Annotated in this window: 16 protein-coding genes; 3 read left to right on the top strand and 13 right to left on the bottom strand. The window is 42.6% G+C overall.

Annotated features, from left to right (window positions below; all coding sequences use genetic code 11):
• Positions 1-90: 90 nt before the first annotated feature.
• The gene (locus H9W84_RS00775) at positions 91-912 is read left to right on the top strand and encodes a DUF305 domain-containing protein (RefSeq protein ID WP_239741259.1); all 822 of its coding nucleotides are present in this window, start codon (positions 91-93) and stop codon (positions 910-912) included.
• A gap of 101 nt (positions 913-1013) precedes the next feature.
• On the opposite strand, the gene H9W84_RS00770 is transcribed toward H9W84_RS00775, so the two are convergent.
• The gene (locus tag H9W84_RS00770; protein ID WP_050325155.1) at positions 1014-1340 is read right to left on the bottom strand and encodes a chaperone modulator CbpM; all 327 of its coding nucleotides are present in this window, start codon (positions 1338-1340) and stop codon (positions 1014-1016) included.
• 112 nt (positions 1341-1452) lie between these two features.
• Positions 1453-2469, bottom strand: coding sequence for a DnaJ C-terminal domain-containing protein (locus tag H9W84_RS00765; protein WP_239741258.1), 1017 nt, complete (start codon positions 2467-2469; stop codon positions 1453-1455).
• A 175-nt stretch (positions 2470-2644) separates the two neighbouring features.
• On the opposite strand from H9W84_RS00765, the gene hisH reads away from it, so the two are divergent.
• Positions 2645-3280, top strand: a complete 636-nt coding sequence (gene hisH, locus H9W84_RS00760) for an imidazole glycerol phosphate synthase subunit HisH (protein WP_065253555.1) — start codon at positions 2645-2647, stop codon at positions 3278-3280.
• Here hisH and H9W84_RS00755 read toward each other — a convergent pair.
• The 3 genes from H9W84_RS00755 to H9W84_RS00745 form a co-directional block, all read right to left on the bottom strand.
• The gene (locus H9W84_RS00755; protein ID WP_060995377.1) at positions 3277-3789 is read right to left on the bottom strand and encodes an OLD family protein; all 513 of its coding nucleotides are present in this window, start codon (positions 3787-3789) and stop codon (positions 3277-3279) included. The genes hisH and H9W84_RS00755 overlap by 4 nt on opposite strands.
• A gap of 9 nt (positions 3790-3798) precedes the next feature.
• Entirely contained in the window at positions 3799-5010 is a 1212-nt protein-coding gene (locus tag H9W84_RS00750) for an AAA family ATPase (protein ID WP_060995378.1), read from the bottom strand.
• 67 nt (positions 5011-5077) lie between these two features.
• Positions 5078-6388: a valine--pyruvate transaminase gene (locus H9W84_RS00745; protein WP_239741256.1), complete on the bottom strand. Its 1311-nt coding sequence runs from the start codon at positions 6386-6388 to the stop codon at positions 5078-5080.
• A gap of 104 nt (positions 6389-6492) precedes the next feature.
• Here H9W84_RS00745 and H9W84_RS00740 point away from each other — a divergent pair, with 104 nt between their 5' ends.
• Complete coding sequence (locus H9W84_RS00740) at positions 6493-7869, top strand: ATP-binding protein (RefSeq protein ID WP_239741254.1); 1377 nt, start codon at positions 6493-6495, stop codon at positions 7867-7869.
• Positions 7870-7978: 109 nt separating this feature from the next.
• Here the strand turns inward: H9W84_RS00740 and H9W84_RS00735 are convergent, their stop codons facing one another.
• The 8 genes from H9W84_RS00735 to H9W84_RS00700 all read right to left on the bottom strand — a co-directional run bounded on the left by H9W84_RS00735 (position 7979) and on the right by H9W84_RS00700 (position 16404).
• Positions 7979-8158, bottom strand: coding sequence for a hypothetical protein (locus H9W84_RS00735; RefSeq protein WP_159373956.1), 180 nt, complete (start codon positions 8156-8158; stop codon positions 7979-7981).
• Positions 8159-8285: 127 nt separating this feature from the next.
• On the bottom strand, positions 8286-9980 hold the full coding sequence (locus H9W84_RS00730) for an ATP-binding protein (protein WP_239741252.1): 1695 nt from the start codon (positions 9978-9980) through the stop codon (positions 8286-8288).
• A 209-nt stretch (positions 9981-10189) separates the two neighbouring features.
• Positions 10190-10897: a response regulator gene (locus H9W84_RS00725; protein WP_007115827.1), complete on the bottom strand. Its 708-nt coding sequence runs from the start codon at positions 10895-10897 to the stop codon at positions 10190-10192.
• 368 nt (positions 10898-11265) lie between these two features.
• The gene (locus H9W84_RS00720) at positions 11266-11682 is read right to left on the bottom strand and encodes a F0F1 ATP synthase subunit epsilon (RefSeq protein ID WP_050325149.1); all 417 of its coding nucleotides are present in this window, start codon (positions 11680-11682) and stop codon (positions 11266-11268) included.
• Between the two features lie 81 nt (positions 11683-11763).
• Positions 11764-13164, bottom strand: a complete 1401-nt coding sequence (atpD, locus tag H9W84_RS00715) for a F0F1 ATP synthase subunit beta (protein ID WP_007115825.1) — start codon at positions 13162-13164, stop codon at positions 11764-11766.
• Between the two features lie 25 nt (positions 13165-13189).
• On the bottom strand, positions 13190-14068 hold the full coding sequence (atpG, locus tag H9W84_RS00710) for a F0F1 ATP synthase subunit gamma (protein WP_239741250.1): 879 nt from the start codon (positions 14066-14068) through the stop codon (positions 13190-13192).
• 141 nt (positions 14069-14209) lie between these two features.
• On the bottom strand, positions 14210-15754 hold the full coding sequence (gene atpA / locus H9W84_RS00705) for a F0F1 ATP synthase subunit alpha (protein ID WP_144918688.1): 1545 nt from the start codon (positions 15752-15754) through the stop codon (positions 14210-14212).
• 47 nt (positions 15755-15801) lie between these two features.
• Positions 15802-16404, bottom strand: a complete 603-nt coding sequence (locus H9W84_RS00700) for a F0F1 ATP synthase subunit delta (RefSeq protein ID WP_007115822.1) — start codon at positions 16402-16404, stop codon at positions 15802-15804.
• Positions 16405-16410 lie beyond the last annotated feature (6 nt).

Genomic DNA, 16410 nt, shown 5'->3' with positions numbered 1-16410 from the left:
AATCAATGCTGACAGTCAACGCTTACCGTTAATGCTTACAATCATCATTTCAAAACACACCGTATAAAATCAAGGCATGGGAGCCGATGCATGGCCAACACCGCACCATCAATCTTGCTTGTCATCGCAGTTATCAGCATGATTGGTTGTGAGCAATCTGATTCTCAGCAGCCAGTACCCCCGATGGCTGCCACCGTGAGCGCGCCCCAAGAATTTGATGATAAACCATTGCCCCAGGTATTAGACACCCAGGCAATCAATAACAACATGCTTACCGTCAGTCAATTGGCGCAAGGCTACGTGATGCCGGCATCAAGTACCATCAACGACTATCAAGAAGCGTATTTTACTGTCATCAAGCAGCCAAGCATAGATGCGGCTGCAGCGAGTGACCCAACTGCCCTCAATCAATTTGACTATATACCCATCTCGCCTGATATGATTTTTGTCAAAGCTATGCTGAGTCATTTTGATGAAACCATCGCACTTGCCAGTATTGAGCAGCGATACGGCAAAAACCCTGAACTGCTAGGTTTAGCCCGAGACATTATCAGCTCACGCCAAAATGAATCACAAATATTACAGAATTGGCTTGCCATGCAACTGATTCAAAACACCGCGGACCCTAATCAGCCGATGGCAGATAGTGTAGCAGCACAGCAAGAAATCGATAGCATTATCGATGATATGCAGCAAGAAATGGTGGACACGGTCATGACTAAAAATGCCGACCAAGCATTTGCCCAAACCGTGCTGATTCATCATAAAGGCGCGATTGCGTTCTCACAAGTGGTTGCCAAATATGGTAACGATGACAAAGTGCGTAGCCTTACCAATACCCTAATCGATACCCAACAAGCCGAAATTCAACTTCTACAAAATTGGCTCCGTAACCACGGTTATGCCCAATAATCGTTTGCTGTAGCAAATAAAAAGGGCAGGTTATCGCGCCATAACCCGCCCTTTTTTAGCATTAAATTCACCCAAATTGATGTTGGTTAACTTGATGTTTGCTAGCTGTCATCCACATCATGAACCATTCGCGTGAGCGTGATTTGCCGCTGTAACTGTCGAAGCGGTCTTAGCTCATCAAGCAGCGATAGTATCAAGCCAATCGCTTGTGGACTGGCATCAAAATCGCGGCGTAGGCGTGAGGCAAGGCGCACTGTTGTCAATTGTGCGCTATTAAAATAGGGCTGGCTGTCGATAGCAGGTGTTTCAGCATAAATAATATCTTCATCCATTAGCGCTAATACCCAGCTTTTATCCCAACTACTCGCCATAATCAAATCATCTAAGGTTAACCGTAATGATAAATCCGTATTGGTGGTTTGAGCCATGTTGCACTCCTGTAGTGTCTCTATAGTTATGTTTGGTGCTTGTTTGTCATTTTTTTTATTGTACTGCCTATTTTTTTTGCTTAGTTATCAATAGAGCTTAATTATCAATAGATTAGCGCGTTGGGACAAATGAGGCAAATGCCGATTTGAACGCTTCAAACGCTTGGATATCTGCGTCTGTATCGATTTTTGGCAACACGATATTTAAACTTAAATATAAATCACCAGCTTCTTTGGCTGGGATACCTTTACCTTTAAGGCGCAGGTTGGTACCAGTACGGCTATTTTTTGGGACATTGACATTGACCTTGCCAGCAGGCGTGTTGACCGTGATTTGACCGCCCATAGCTGCTTCCCAAGGCGCAACGTCTACCGTTTGAAAAACGTCTTTGCCTTCTACACGGATATTGTCTGGGTGATTAAATTTAATTTTTAGGTACAAATCGCCATTATCACCGCCATACGGGCTTGGATTACCTTGTTTTGCCAAGCGAATTTGTTGCCCTTCAGCAATACCTTTAGGGATTTTGACTTCAATGGTTTTGGTTTGATAATCCAGCCCTGTCGCGGTTTGTACGGGTAAATTTAGGCTGATTTTACGGGTATCGCCTTCATAAGTGGCTTTCAAATCAATTGATAACTCGGCATGCTGATCGTCGCCTTTGGTCGAGCGTTGCGACTGTCTGCCACCAAATCCGTCTGAAAACCCGCCTGCCCCGCCCCCGAATGTCGAGAAAATATCATCAAATCTAAAGCCACCCGCACCTCCGCCTTGCGATTGACGACCGCCAAACCCACCGGCACCACCAAACTGACGGAGGATTTCATCCAAATCCGCTTGGCTCATATTGGCATTAAAGCCCTGACCGCCGCTCATGCCGCCCCCCATACCGCCAAAGCCTTGACCCATATAAGGGTTGTCGAGCATCATGTCGTATTGGGCGCGTTTTTCAGCGTCCTTGAGCGTTTCATAGGCGTTATTGATTTCACCCATTTTGGCGTCGGCATCGGGTGAGTCGTTGATATCAGGGTGATATTGTCGCACCAGTTTGCGATAGGCTTTTTTAATATCTGCTTCACTGGCTTTTTTATCGACGCCTAAAATGTCATAATAGTTTTTTTCTGCCATTATTATTGTCCTTACAATTTTGCGAATAGTGCTATTTGCGCAGCAATGTGATGATATTAATATAATGGCTATTTTGGCATTTTTCAAAACTTCTTTGGTAATTGACGATGATGAGCGCCAAGTGATATCAGCGTTTAATCGCGGTTTTGGGCTTTTTTTGACAACAGGATGACAGATGACAAAGGTTGCATTGTTAGATTATGGCATGGGTAATTTACATTCGGCAGGTAAAGCCTTGACGGCAGTGGGCGCTGATGTGTCGATCACGCGTGACCCGGCGGTGATTGCGGCAGCGGACAAAATTGTCTTTCCTGGCGTAGGGGCAATGCGCGACTGTATGGCAGAGATGCAGGCAGCAGGTATTGCTGATGCTGTCAAAACGGCTGTATTTAATAAACCTGTGATGGCGATTTGTGTCGGGATGCAGGCGTTGTTTGAGCGCTCAGAAGAAAATGACGGGGTAGACTGTCTAGGGGTACTGGGTGGTGACGTCAAACGCTTTGATGATCATTGGCTAGATGACAAAAACGAACGCATTAAAGTGCCGCATATGGGCTGGAATACTATCACCCATATGGATTTGGCGCATCCGCTATGGCAAGGGATTGAAGATAATACCCATTTTTATTTTGTGCATAGTTTTTATTGTGTGCCGTCTGATACTTCGATTGTAGCGGCAACCTGTGATTATGGCGTCGAATTTTGTGCCAGTGTGATTAAAGATAATTTGTTTGCGACCCAGTTTCACCCCGAAAAAAGCCATACTGCAGGATTGCAGCTATTGAAGAATTTTGTGGAGTGGAGAATCTAGTAGCTTTTTTTCAAGATTTCTCGCAACGTGACAATGGTCATTTTGGTTGTCTTATCCAAAACAGGTTTATCAAATAACGGTGAATAGCTACTGGCTTCAGTTGGACTGCCTGATAGTTGCGGATGTAATTTATTTTTGCAAGCTTGGGATGTCGGTAGTGCTGCCTGTTTTAACACCTCTAACAACATTCCTTCAAGGCACAATGGCTCAGATTGCAGTAGGATAAAATTTTTCTCTTTAGCGGTTTTGGTGTCTTTTGCTTCAATCGCTACATCTGAATCCATCAAAATATAGATATAATCAAACGCTCGGTGTTGGGTCTGTTTGACTGTATATTTGATGACGTCATGCGGTGAGCCACCTCCTGCAAAGTCTAGCGTAACTTTTTTACCTGACAACCGATTATCATAAATCGACTTCATGTGTTGCAAGAATGCTTGCTCATGCTCGCCTTCACCCACGATAATTAAGGTGGTTTGTTGTTGATTGCGTATTTTTTTCTTCGCCATGCCTATCCCTTACAAATTCGGTACGGCAGAAAAAGCCCCTGCCATGTATTTGGCATAAAGGTTATCGTCATTGCGTATACCTTCCACTTCATCTAATCGCCATGCTTCTGATTTTTGGTCGATTTTTTCTACCAAATAAATTTGATGCTTGTTGAGAATATTAAATACTTCAGGCGTATGGCAAGTAAAGATAAGTTGGGCATTGTGGGGATTGGTGTGTTCGGAACGGAATAAATTAAAAATCTCTGGAAGTAAATGCGGATGTAAGTCGTTGTCGAGTTCGTCAATAATAGCAATACCGCCATTTTGTAAGACAGGTAAGATTAAACTTAGTAAGTTAAAAGCTGACTGTGTACCATTAGACTCTTGGAAAAAATTAAGTTCAAAAGTTTTCCCGTCTATAGTTCTATGTATACCAAAAGGCAATAATATTTCTTGTGTTTCTGACGAGTCTTTTGCCAAAGCAGTGATTTCCTTGATAACTATTTCCTGTATCCCTGTATCAAATTTGCATAGCAAATCCTCTGCTGTTTTCTTAAGCTTTTCATTCTCGTTAAACAATTTAGTAGCTTTAACAATAGAATTCGCATTTTGACTTAGTCTACCGCCAGCGACAACATTTGACTCATTATTCATTAAGGAATTAATAATTTTCTTAGCAATTTCATTTTCAAAAATTTCTGCGTAACTAATTAATGAAACATTTTTTTGAGCATCATTTGCTAAAGAGGGTCTAATGAAACCATTATGCCTGTAATCTAGAACACCGTTAACGTATGAACGTTTGAAAATGTAACTGAATTGACTACTAGATTTTTTGTAAAGATTTTCTTTTACAATTTGTTCCCTATTAATAACTAGTTCATACCTGTATTCTTCAAAATTATTTTCTAAGTTTTTTAGCAAAAAACCCATATGAAATGTGGCATCTTCAGACTCACTTAATATATGGGTTTGTATAACTATTTGTTTATCACTATCAAATGTTTTAGCAGAAGTACATATATACCAAGTCAAAAAAGACAATGGTTTAAGGAATTGAGTTTTCCCCGACCCATTGGCTCCAACTACCGCCATAATTTTATTTAAGCGAATGTTATCTTGGGTTGTTTTGACGGTAAAATCATAGGCAGAAGCTGTCGCCTGTTTGCCGAGTTCAAACGACAAGTCTGTCTCATCAAGATACGAATAAAAATTATTAAATCGGATATATTTAATCATAAAATTCCAAATGTCACATAAATTTGTGATTTATTGATTAATATAGCACAATTTTTTCCGTAGCAATTTAAGAATTGTAAACTGCCCTCACCACTTCCCCAATCGTGGCAATCCCTTTTTTCAGCGTGTCATCATCTTGGGCGATGCTTAAGCGGATGCACTCATGGGCGTGTTTAAAGTTTTCAGTATCCACGCCAACAAAGAAATGCTCACTGGGGATAATCAATGTGCCTTTAGCTTTTAATCGCTCATACAATTCCACCGTGGTTATCGGCAAATCTTTAAACCATACCCACAAGAAAATCGCGCCTTCAGGCTTGTGGATTTTCATCGCATCATTTGGCAAGTCGCCCAGTTCTTGTTTTAGCAGCTGCACCGCTAATTTGGCTTGTCCTTGATAAAACGGACGAATATGATTGTCTGACAAATCTTTTAGACGATCATCTTGTAGTAGTGGCGTTGCAATCGCCGCACCAAAACGGGTCGGCGCTAGATTGACAATGGCGTTTAGGCTGCTAATCGCTTTGACCACCTGCGGATTGGCGACCACAATCCCTGTACGCACCCCAGGCAAACCGATTTTTGATAGGCTGAAGCACAAAATAATTTGCTCATTCCAATTGAGTGTGGCTTGGCTATAGATGATATTGGGAAACGGCATCCCATACGCATTATCGATAATCAGTGGGATATCAAAGCGCTTGGCAATCGCTTCAAGGCGCGCCATTTCGTCATCGGTCAGCACGTTGCCTGTTGGGTTGGTGGGGCGTGAGCAACAAATTGCCCCGATTTCGCCGTTGTGCAATTCAGCCAAATTTTCTAGCGTATCAAAATCGACTCGGTATTTAAAAAAGCCGTCTTCACCTTGATGTTGCACAAATTCGATGCTGGGTGGCACTGCGATAAAATGCTGCCCATCCACATGGGCATCGGCATAACCCACATATTCTGGAGCAAGTGGTAATAGAATTTTCTTATCCAGGCTGCCTTGTGTGGTATCGTCAAACTGCCCACCAAACAAATTAAATAAATAAAAAAATGCGTTTTGTGAGCCATTGGTCAGGGCGATATTGTCTGTGGTAAGTCCCCAGTTATAATGGCGATTAAAAAAATCTACCAATGCTGCAATAAACTTGGCATCGCCCTGCGGCGTTGAGTAGTTTCCGATATTTTCGATGGCCATTGAGCCCATCTCACCTTCGGCTAGGGTTTTAAACACCGACCAATAGGTTTGGTTAACTGTATCAATACGTGCTGGATTGCCACCGCCGAGCATATTAATCGGTTGTTCGCTGTTAAGCGCGTTGCCCAAATCATCCATTAACTGCAAAATACCGCTGTTTTTGATAAACTTTTCACCAAACTTTGAAAACTGCATGATTGCCCCTTTAATTTTGCCAAGCTATCTGCGTATTATAACAGGATGCCAGTGCCGTTGCCCGTTTTGACTCAGCTGTACAGCCACCATCAGGATACCCCAGCATGAAACCGCATTTACCCAAACTCAAAGGCTATAGCCACACTTGGCAAACCACCTTGATGGTGATGTTGATGGTGCTGGTGAGCGTGGCATTGTCGCTGTGGTTTTTTTGGCGCAGTCTGTATTTACCAGAGCTACAAAACCATGCGACTTATCTTGCCAATCAGCTGTTGATGATTGATAAAGCGGATAAAGATTTTAAAAACAATCCCGAGCTTAAAAATTGGATTATTGACGCCTCACATATTAACGTGATTACTGACCCACAACAGATACCCTCTTTTCAAGAAAAAACCTTGGTAGATTACTTTACCCAGCGAATGGCAACACAGATGGAAAGCGTGATGCAGCGTCCTGTATCGGTCAATTTTAAATTCAAACCCATACCGATTTTGTATATTCAAGACAGCGCGCATCCGGATGTTTGGCTGCAAGAGCCTGTCAAGTTTTATGCCAAATATAGCCCAACGTCGATTTATTTTTTCTTATTGGGGATTCCGCTTGCCACGTTGCTGACTATTTTGTTTTTGGTCAGACAATTAAATCGCCCGCTCAAACGCTTACAAAAAGTGGCGATTGATTACATCACCCTTGGGCACGCCAACAATTTGGCAACCAATGAAGGCTCAACAGAGATTCGTCAGGTGAATTTGGCATTTAACCGACTGTTTCATAACCTGACCCAAACCCAAAAAGAACGCAATATTATGCTCGCTGGTATTTCCCATGATTTGCGCACGCCACTGACGCGGATGCGACTCACAGCTGAGATGCTACCCGATGAGTTTTTGCGGGAAGGGCTAGTGTATGACATTGAGGACATGGACGCGATTTTAGAGCAGTTTATTTCATTTATGAAAGATGGCTCAGATGAAGCGGTAAGATTGACCAACCTGCGCCCCATCATTAACGAGATTGTGGTGCAGTTTGCCCCCACCCCATTTATTATCGATATCCAAGACGATTTGCCCAGTGTGCCATTGCGACCTTTATCCATTAAACGTCTCATTGTTAATTTGGTCAATAATGCTTGTCGCTATGGTCAGCCGCCCATTCATATTGAGATTAGCATTGATAATGCTCTACAGCCTACCGAGCAAGTGGTCACTAATGAAAGTCTAACGCCAGAGATAACCTCTAGACAAAAATACTTAACCATCAAAGTTAGCGATGAAGGGCAAGGCGTTGCCGAAGATCAGCTTGAGCGGATTATGCAGCCGTTTGAGCGGGGCGAAACGGCACGTACCACGCAAGGGAGTGGACTTGGGCTTGCGATTGTAAGCCGAATTACTCACCTACACAATGGTAGCGTCATCGCTCGCAATCAGCCCAATGGCGGCGGTTTAGTAGTGGTGGTGAATATTCCGATTATAGAATGAATGATTATAGAGTAAAGATAACATACGGATTGGTTATTTTATAGGTGAGTGCTAGCCCTGATTCTTTGGTAGCTTTGGTTTTGGTAGCCTTGATTTTTGATACCAATTTTTACTTTTTAGTACCAATCATGGGGGGTAATTCATTTGACACATTGGTGGCTGTGACAGGGTGAACCAATGCTGCACGCGCCTGTGAGACGGACTGGCTTTCAGTAGGTTTGCGCAAAAAACTATAATAACCAAAAACCGCCATGTTGAGTGCCACCAAGGCTAAAAATAAGTAACGCATGCCATCCTCGCTTGTGATGATTTCGCTCATCGGTTAATTGATGTGCGCAAATTTCGCTAAACCATTGAGTTACTCACTAAAATTTAGCCCAGTCTGAGCAAATTTGCAAGCATCACTGGTAACGAGCTTATGACCCTTGCACTTGCGTGTATTTTTTCTCGCTACTTTTTTGGGTAATTTCATCGGCTTCAATACTTGACGCTAGCTGGCTTTTCGGCCAAGTCATGATAAATCGCGCCCCACCCAAGGTAGGGCTTTCATCCACTGACATGCGACCATTAAACCAAAACGCAATTCGAGACACGATTGATAAGCCGAGACCATAACCACCCGAGGCACGGGTACGACTATCATCCAGACGCGCAAACGGGATAAAGACTTTTTCACGGTCTTTTTCTGGAATACCCTGTCCATCATCTTCCACACTGATAAAAGCTTCGTTTTTTTCTAAGCCGGCTGAGATGATAATGGTGCTTTCGGCATACCGGGTGGCATTACCTGCCAAGTTTTGCAACACGCGGTGTAAATAGCGTCTATCGGCTTGTGCAAACGCACCTTTTTGCACCTTACCTACTTTGACGGTGACAGGTTTACCAAGCGCATTGGTCTCGCGGACAATCTGCGAAACGAGTTCTTGCAAATCGACATCTTCCCAGTCCATTTTAGGTGAGCCTTCTTCAAGCTTGGCATAGGTCAAAATTTCATCAATCAAGCCATTGAGCGATTCGATATCTTGGTCGATATAATCACGCTGACTCATCCGATCGTCATAATCATCCGTATCAGCCAGCATATCCACAGCAAAGCGAATACGTGCTACTGGGGTACGCAGCTCATGGGATACGGCACGGGTCAACTCGCGCTGGGATTCAATCAAACGGCGGATGTGCTCAGTCATACTATTAAAGGTTGCCGCTAGATGGGCAATTTCATCTTCGCCCACGACTTTTACTTTGGTATTGAGCTTACCTTCGCGCACTTTGGTGATACCGCTTTGAATGAGCTGCAGTTTACGCTCTAATGGGAAAATCAGCGCATACACCCCTAGACTGATTAAGAACATACTAATGAGCGTGATACTAATAATCAGATTAAGCGGAAACCAGTTAAACAGTGGAATGGGTCCCAAATCCACCACAGTATCTTGGAGTTCAGTCGGCGCTAGTACCCGAATCGATGAATTCTCTACACTGGTATTGTCACGGAACATAATCACGATATCTTTGCGATACAGTCGCGCTTTTTGGTCGGTATCAAGTTGCAGTTTATTAACGGATTGCAAGGTGAGCTTAAAAGGGAAAAATTTTTGAATTTGTTGCAAGCGTTGCTGTTTTTCTGCCAAGGTGCGATAGTAAGACAAATCATCGAGCAGCAACACGCCTACCCCTTTGATTTGTTGCTCATTGAGTTTATTAAAACTTACATGCAAGACGTTGTTCTCGCCCGAGACTTTATGATAAATCTCAGCCGTATTGGTATCGCTATTAAAACGTACTACGGCTTGTTGTTTATTGAGTCGATTGATTTCGCTGGTTCTAAAATCCGCTTTTGAGGTCGGTTCGATATTAAACTTGGTATCAAATAAAGTACTGACATCAGAGAGCCAAAAATTACGCTCTTGGGCAGTGACTTGGCGCGATAAGCCTGAATCAATGAGATAAAATGCCGCTGATGCCATATCCTCGCGATAAGTCTGTACCCGCTCTGCATTGATAGTGGTGATAAGCAGTTGCGCAAAAAATGCAACCAACAAACAAATAAGTAACAGACCTGCATAAATTCGCAGAAAAATAGACTGGTTTAAGGACGATAATAGCGGCATAAAAATCTAGGGTTAAGTTCAATAGATAATAGCCGTATTATTACCTAGCAAAATTAATATTACAATGTAAAATTCATGAAGCGACTGTCTAGTAACGTAGTAAATTGTTGTCCAAAACTTTTCAATCGCTAAGTAGCAAAATACACAGCGACAAAAAAAGCCAGCTTGATGCTGACTTTTTTATCGATACTGTGTTTATCAATACTATGTTAGTTTTCTTTGACAAACAGATAGCCTTTACTGCGAACGGTTTTGATACGTTTTGGGTTTTCTGGATCATCACCAATTTTTGGACGGATACGAGAAATACGTACATCAATCGAGCGGTCTTGACCATCATACTCGATACCACGCAGACGTTCGAAAATGTCTTCACGCGATAAGATACGACCCGCATTCGAGGCCAACAACCACAACAAATCATATTCCGCACTGGTGAAGTCAACAAGCTCATCGTTCAAAGTAACCGAACGACCGCCGTTATCAATAACTAAATCGCCAAACTCAAGACGCTGCGGCACTTCATCAGTTGGAGCGGTATCAGAGCGGCGCAATAGCGCACGAATACGCGCTAATAACACACGCGGTTGAACCGGTTTTGCCACATAGTCATCCGCACCCATTTCTAGACCTAATACTTGGTCCATATCTTCAGTACGCGCGGTTAGCATTAAGATAGGGTTATGAAAATGAGGACGTACTTCACGGCATACCGTCAGACCGTCACTACCTGGCAGCATCACATCAAGCACCACCATGTCAGGCTGCTCAGCCACGATACGACGAATGGCACGGTTACCGTCAGTTTCAATTGCCACATCTAGACCATTTTTACGCAAATAATCTTGGGTCAAGGTGGCAAGACGCTCATCATCCTCTACAATCAATACGCGGGGTATCAACTCTTCTTCTGACATAATTTCCTCCAAAAAATTTTATACATACTCTTAATACTTATATCAGAATATATCTTTATTTATCTATCAGCAATAGGTAATGAAAGTTTACGCATTGCCTGTACTACTACAATATAATTGAATTAATTTAGCGAAAAAATAGCCAATTTAATATTGTTAAAACGTAACTAAACATAAAAAAGTATAAATACCACATTTAATAAGATGCAAAAGCATACGATATAATGTTGTCTGTTCAATAACTGATAAAATTTTTTGTTAACTTTTGTTTAAAAGGTAGTTAGCAAATTTTTAAGCACTCTTTTTTTAAGCACCCATAAAAAAAACAGTGGTCATAGCCACTGTCTTTAAACACGTCCACATCAAAATTAGGCACGGTTTTTGAATTTCTGTAAGGTTTGCAATTGTGCCAAAGATTCTGCCAATGCTGCCGAAGCCGCAGAGGTGTCAATATCAGCTTTTTGATTTTGCAAAGTTTGTTCTGCATGACGACGTGCTTCCAAAATTTTGGCTTCATCTAAGTCATTTGCACGCACTGCCGTATCTGCCAATACCGTCACTAAATGCGGTTGTACTTCTAAAACACCACCTGATACATACACCATTTCATCATTGCCATTGCTGGTTTTGATCTGCATGGTACCTGGTTTTAATAGCGTAATAAAAGGAATATGTCCTGGCAAAATACCGACTTCACCTTCTACACCAGTAGCAATTAACATACTAATCTCACCAGAGTAGATAGTTTCTTTCGTACTGACGACATTACATTGTAAAGTTGCCACAGTTCTCTCCTATGGTATCGCAAAATTAGGTTGATAAAACCCTGTTAATATAGTTTAAATTAACAGGGTTTGATTGAGAAATTAGCCGCGTAGTTTTTCTGCTGCAGCAACCACTTCTTCAATACCACCTTTCATGTAGAATGCTTGTTCTGGTAAGTCATCATACTCACCATTTAAGATTGCTTTAAAACTTTGAATAGTTTCACGGATTGGTACGTATTTACCTGGTGAGCCGGTGAATACCTCTGCAACATGGAAAGGTTGTGACAAGAAACGTTGGATTTTACGTGCACGGTACACCACTAATTTATCATCTTCTGATAATTCGTCCATACCCAAAATCGCAATAATGTCTTTCAACTCTTTAAAGCGTTGTAACACTTCTTGAACACCGCGAGCAACGGCATAGTGCTCTTCACCAATGACCAGTGGGTCTAACTGACGCGACGTTGAGTCGAGTGGGTCAACCGCTGGGTAAATACCTTGTGAGGCAATATCACGGCTCAATACCACTGTTGCGTCTAAGTGAGCAAAGGTTGTCGCGGGTGATGGGTCAGTCAAGTCATCGGCAGGAACGTATACCGCTTGAACAGAAGTAATAGAGCCTGATTGGGTTGAAGTAATACGTTCTTGTAATACACCCATCTCTTCTGCAAGCGTTGGCTGATAACCTACCGCAGATGGCATACGACCTAATAATGCTGATACTTCGGTACCCGCTAGTGTATAACGATAAATATTATCAACAAACAATAATACGTCACGACCCTTACCGTTCTCATCTTTTTCGTCACGGAAGTATTCCGCCATGGTCAAACCGGTCAAGGCAACACGTAAACGGTTTCCTGGTGGCTCATTCATCTGACCATACACCATCGCAACTTTATCAAGTACGTTTGAATCTTTCATCTCGTGGTAGAAGTCATTACCTTCACGGGTACGCTCACCTACACCAGCAAATACCGATAAACCTGAGTGTGCTTTTGCGATGTTATTGATAAGTTCCATCATGTTAACGGTTTTACCAACACCTGCGCCACCGAACAGACCGACTTTACCGCCTTTAGCAAATGGGCATAATAAGTCAATTACTTTAATACCGGTTTCTAAAAGTTCAGTAGAGTTTGATTGTTCGTCGTAGCTTGGCGCTTCACGGTGAATCGCCCAAGTGTTGCTATGCTCTACCGGCCCTGCTTCGTCGATTGGACGTCCTAAAACGTCCATGATACGACCTAGGGTACCTTTACCCACAGGTACAGAGATTGGTGCGCCAGTATTGCTAACTGGTAGACCACGTTTTAGACCTTCAGTAGAACCCATGGCAATAGTACGTACGATACCATCACCCAATTGTTGTTGTACTTCTAATGTAGTTTCTGTGCCTTCAACTTTTAAGGCATCATAAATTCTTGGTACGCTTTGACGGTCAAATTCAACGTCAATAACCGCGCCAATAATCTGTACAATACGACCGCTACTCATTACGCTCTCCTTGAATGTAGGTCAATTATGAAACAGCAGCAGCACCGCCAACGATTTCCGAAATTTCTCGGGTAATCGCCGCTTGACGCAGCTTGTTGTAAACCAATTGTAATTCGTTAATTAAGTTACCTGCGTTATCCGTTGCTGCTTTCATAGCAACCATACGTGCAGACTGTTCAGAAGCAATATTTTCTACCACACCTTGATAGACGATTGATTCAACATAACGTCCCATCAAACCATCAAGCAGCTCTTTGGTAGTTGGCTCATAGATGTAGTCCCAGCTGTATTCACGATTTTCCATGGTTTCATCAACCAAAGGCTCAGCCGCAATCGGTAATAAGCGTTGCACACTAGGATTTTGGGTCATGGCATTAACGAATTCGTTATATACCAGGTAAATCTCATCAATTTCGCCACGATTATACGCATCAAGCATTACTTGAACTGGCACACTAAGTTGCTCAAAGCTTGGGTTATCACCATAGTGAGTTTCCGCAGCAATCACCGTACCACCGAATGTTTTAAAGAAGCTCACGCCTTTTTGACCAATCACCGCAAAACGCGTTTCAACCGCTTGGCTCTTTTGTTGTTTAACGTGCTGCATCAATCTTTTGAATAAGTTGATATTCAAACCACCTGCAAGACCACGGTCAGAACTGACTACAATATAGCCAACACGATTAACCGGACGAGGTACTAGGTAAGGATGTTTGTAGTCTGGTGAAGCTTTAACTAGATGAGAAACCACTCGACGCATGCTATCAGCATAAGGACGACCTAGTTGCATACGTTCTTGGGCACGTCGCATCTTACTCGCTGCAACCATTTGCATGGCGCGAGTAATTTTCTGGGTACTTTTAATACTAGCAACTTTTGCTCGAATTTCTTTTAAACTTGCCATAAATAATCCATACAGCCATGTTTAGTTTCAGTCCACGCCCATTGATGTAACATGGACGAAATTTGGAAAAATGAACAAAGTAATCATAACCCCTTTGTTCATTTGTTCTATGACAATGCAGTTCTAAAATTTCAGTAAATCTTAGAATGAATGATTTTGCTTATAGTTTTCAATCGCTGATTTGAATTGGTTTGCGATATCATCATTATAGTTGGCAGTGTTATCAATGTCTGCCATAAAATCACCATGTTGGTCACGTAGGTAACGTAACAAACCTGCTTCAAATGCACCCACTTTGTTCACTGGGACATCAGCTAGATAACCTTCGTTAGAAGCATAAATTACCGCAGCTTGTTCAGCGATGCTCATTGGTGCGTATTGATTTTGTTTCATCAATTCAGTCACACGTTGACCATGGTCAAGCTGTTTACGGGTCGCGTCATCTAAGTCAGAAGCAAACTGTGCAAAAGCTGCCAATTCACGATACTGTGCCAATGCGGTACGGATACCACCTGACAATTTTTTGATGATTTTAGTTTGCGCTGCACCACCCACACGAGAAACTGAAATACCCGCATTCACCGCTGGACGGATACCTGAGTTAAACAAGCTTGACTCTAGGAATATCTGACCGTCGGTGATTGAAATCACGTTGGTTGGTACGAATGCTGATACGTCACCTGCTTGGGTTTCGATAATTGGTAAGGCAGTTAACGAACCTGTTTTACCTGTTACCGCACCGTTGGTGAATTTTTCTACATACTCAGCGCTTACACGTGAAGCGCGCTCTAATAGACGTGAGTGAAGGTAGAATACGTCACCTGGGTAAGCTTCACGTCCTGGTGGACGACGTAAAAGCAATGAAATTTGACGATAGGCTACGGCTTGTTTTGATAAATCATCATAAATGATAAGCGCATCTTCACCGCGGTCACGGAAGTATTCACCCATAGTACAACCAGAGTATGGCGCGATGTACTGCAGTGCTGCTGGTTCAGAAGCAGATGCAACCACAACCGTTGTATAAGCTAATGCGCCCGTTTCTTCTAGTTTACGTACCACGTTTGCGATTGTTGAACGTTTTTGACCAACGGCTACGTATACACATTTAATGCCCGAGTGTTTTTGCGCGATGATCGCATCGATTGCCATGGCTGTTTTACCAGTTTGGCGGTCACCAATAATAAGCTCACGTTGACCACGTCCGATTGGAATCATAGTATCAACAGCTTTATAACCTGTCATTACTGGCTCATCAACTGATTGACGGTCGATAACGCCTGGGGCGATTTTTTCAACTTTATCCGTTAATTTGGCGTTAATTGGGCCTTTACCATCGATAGGATTACCCAGTGCATCTACCACACGACCTAAAAGCTCAGGACCCACTGGTACTTCTAAAATACGACCAGTACAGTAAGCTTTTTGTCCTTCTTGGAGATTCAAGTATTCACCTAGAACAACCGCGCCGACTGAGTCTTGTTCAAGGTTTAGCGCCATACCATATACGCCACCTTCAAACTCAATCATTTCGCCGTACATGGCATCTTCAAGACCATGAATCTGTACGATACCGTCAGATACCATGACAATAGTGCCTTCGTTCTTTGCTGTGGCACCCGCAGTCAGGTCTTGAATTCGCTGCTTAATCAGATTACTGATTTCCGCTGGATTCAATTGTTGCATTGCACTGTTCCTTAATTTTTACTGACTAGAATCAATTTTGTTGAAATTTATGCCGTCAGCTGTGTTTTTAACTGTTTTAATTTGCCACGTACAGAGTCATCGATTACTTTGTCACCGACCTTGATCGTCACACCTGCAATTAGGGCAGGGTCTACATTGACATGTAGTACGACCTTCGCGCCTAGGGAGGTAGCAAGTCGGTGTTCAATGAGTTGCTCTTGCACTTGCGTTAATGGATATGCCGACGTGACATATGCATGAACTTCTTTTGCATCAGCGGCTTTTAATAAACCAAAACGCTCATTGATACTGGGTAATAATGCCAAACGATCTTGCTCTGCAAGTTGCGTCAAAAAATTAACAAAAGCATTGGAATCTGCTTGTGCCCCACCCTCAATAGCGGTGCTTAAAGTTTTAAACACGGTATTGCTATCTTCAGGTGAACTTTGGTTATAAAGGTCTTTTAAAGTAGCGACTTTAGCTTGTGCAGCAACTGCTGGATTATTGATATAATCGGCAAATGCTTTATCACTAACGATGGCATTCATCACGTTTAAGTAATCTTGCCACTCATTGACTGACGTGTGCTCTTTAGCATAATCAAATGCTGCTTTTGCATAGGGTCTTGCTAAGGTTGATAAATCAGCCATCATATC

The organism is Moraxella tetraodonis (assembly GCF_022359095.1).
GTDB classification, from domain to species: Bacteria; Pseudomonadota; Gammaproteobacteria; order Pseudomonadales; family Moraxellaceae; genus Faucicola; species Faucicola tetraodonis.
This window is presented reverse-complemented; position numbering and strand designations above follow the sequence as displayed.

Coding starts and splice junctions, on each gene's coding strand:
- hisH (WP_065253555.1), top strand. CDS start 2,645: ATGACAAAGGTTGCATTGTTAGATTATGGCATGGGTAATTTACATTCG.
- atpA (WP_144918688.1), bottom strand. CDS start 15,754: ATGCAACAATTGAATCCAGCGGAAATCAGTAATCTGATTAAGCAGCGA.
- H9W84_RS00730 (WP_239741252.1), bottom strand. CDS start 9,980: ATGCCGCTATTATCGTCCTTAAACCAGTCTATTTTTCTGCGAATTTAT.
- H9W84_RS00750 (WP_060995378.1), bottom strand. CDS start 5,010: ATGATTAAATATATCCGATTTAATAATTTTTATTCGTATCTTGATGAG.
- H9W84_RS00700 (WP_007115822.1), bottom strand. CDS start 16,404: ATGGCTGATTTATCAACCTTAGCAAGACCCTATGCAAAAGCAGCATTT.
- H9W84_RS00765 (WP_239741258.1), bottom strand. CDS start 2,469: ATGGCAGAAAAAAACTATTATGACATTTTAGGCGTCGATAAAAAAGCC.
- atpG (WP_239741250.1), bottom strand. CDS start 14,068: ATGGCAAGTTTAAAAGAAATTCGAGCAAAAGTTGCTAGTATTAAAAGT.
- H9W84_RS00745 (WP_239741256.1), bottom strand. CDS start 6,388: ATGCAGTTTTCAAAGTTTGGTGAAAAGTTTATCAAAAACAGCGGTATT.
- H9W84_RS00770 (WP_050325155.1), bottom strand. CDS start 1,340: ATGGCTCAAACCACCAATACGGATTTATCATTACGGTTAACCTTAGAT.
- H9W84_RS00725 (WP_007115827.1), bottom strand. CDS start 10,897: ATGTCAGAAGAAGAGTTGATACCCCGCGTATTGATTGTAGAGGATGAT.
- H9W84_RS00740 (WP_239741254.1), top strand. CDS start 6,493: ATGAAACCGCATTTACCCAAACTCAAAGGCTATAGCCACACTTGGCAA.
- H9W84_RS00735 (WP_159373956.1), bottom strand. CDS start 8,158: ATGCGTTACTTATTTTTAGCCTTGGTGGCACTCAACATGGCGGTTTTT.
- H9W84_RS00755 (WP_060995377.1), bottom strand. CDS start 3,789: ATGGCGAAGAAAAAAATACGCAATCAACAACAAACCACCTTAATTATC.
- atpD (WP_007115825.1), bottom strand. CDS start 13,164: ATGAGTAGCGGTCGTATTGTACAGATTATTGGCGCGGTTATTGACGTT.
- H9W84_RS00775 (WP_239741259.1), top strand. CDS start 91: ATGGCCAACACCGCACCATCAATCTTGCTTGTCATCGCAGTTATCAGC.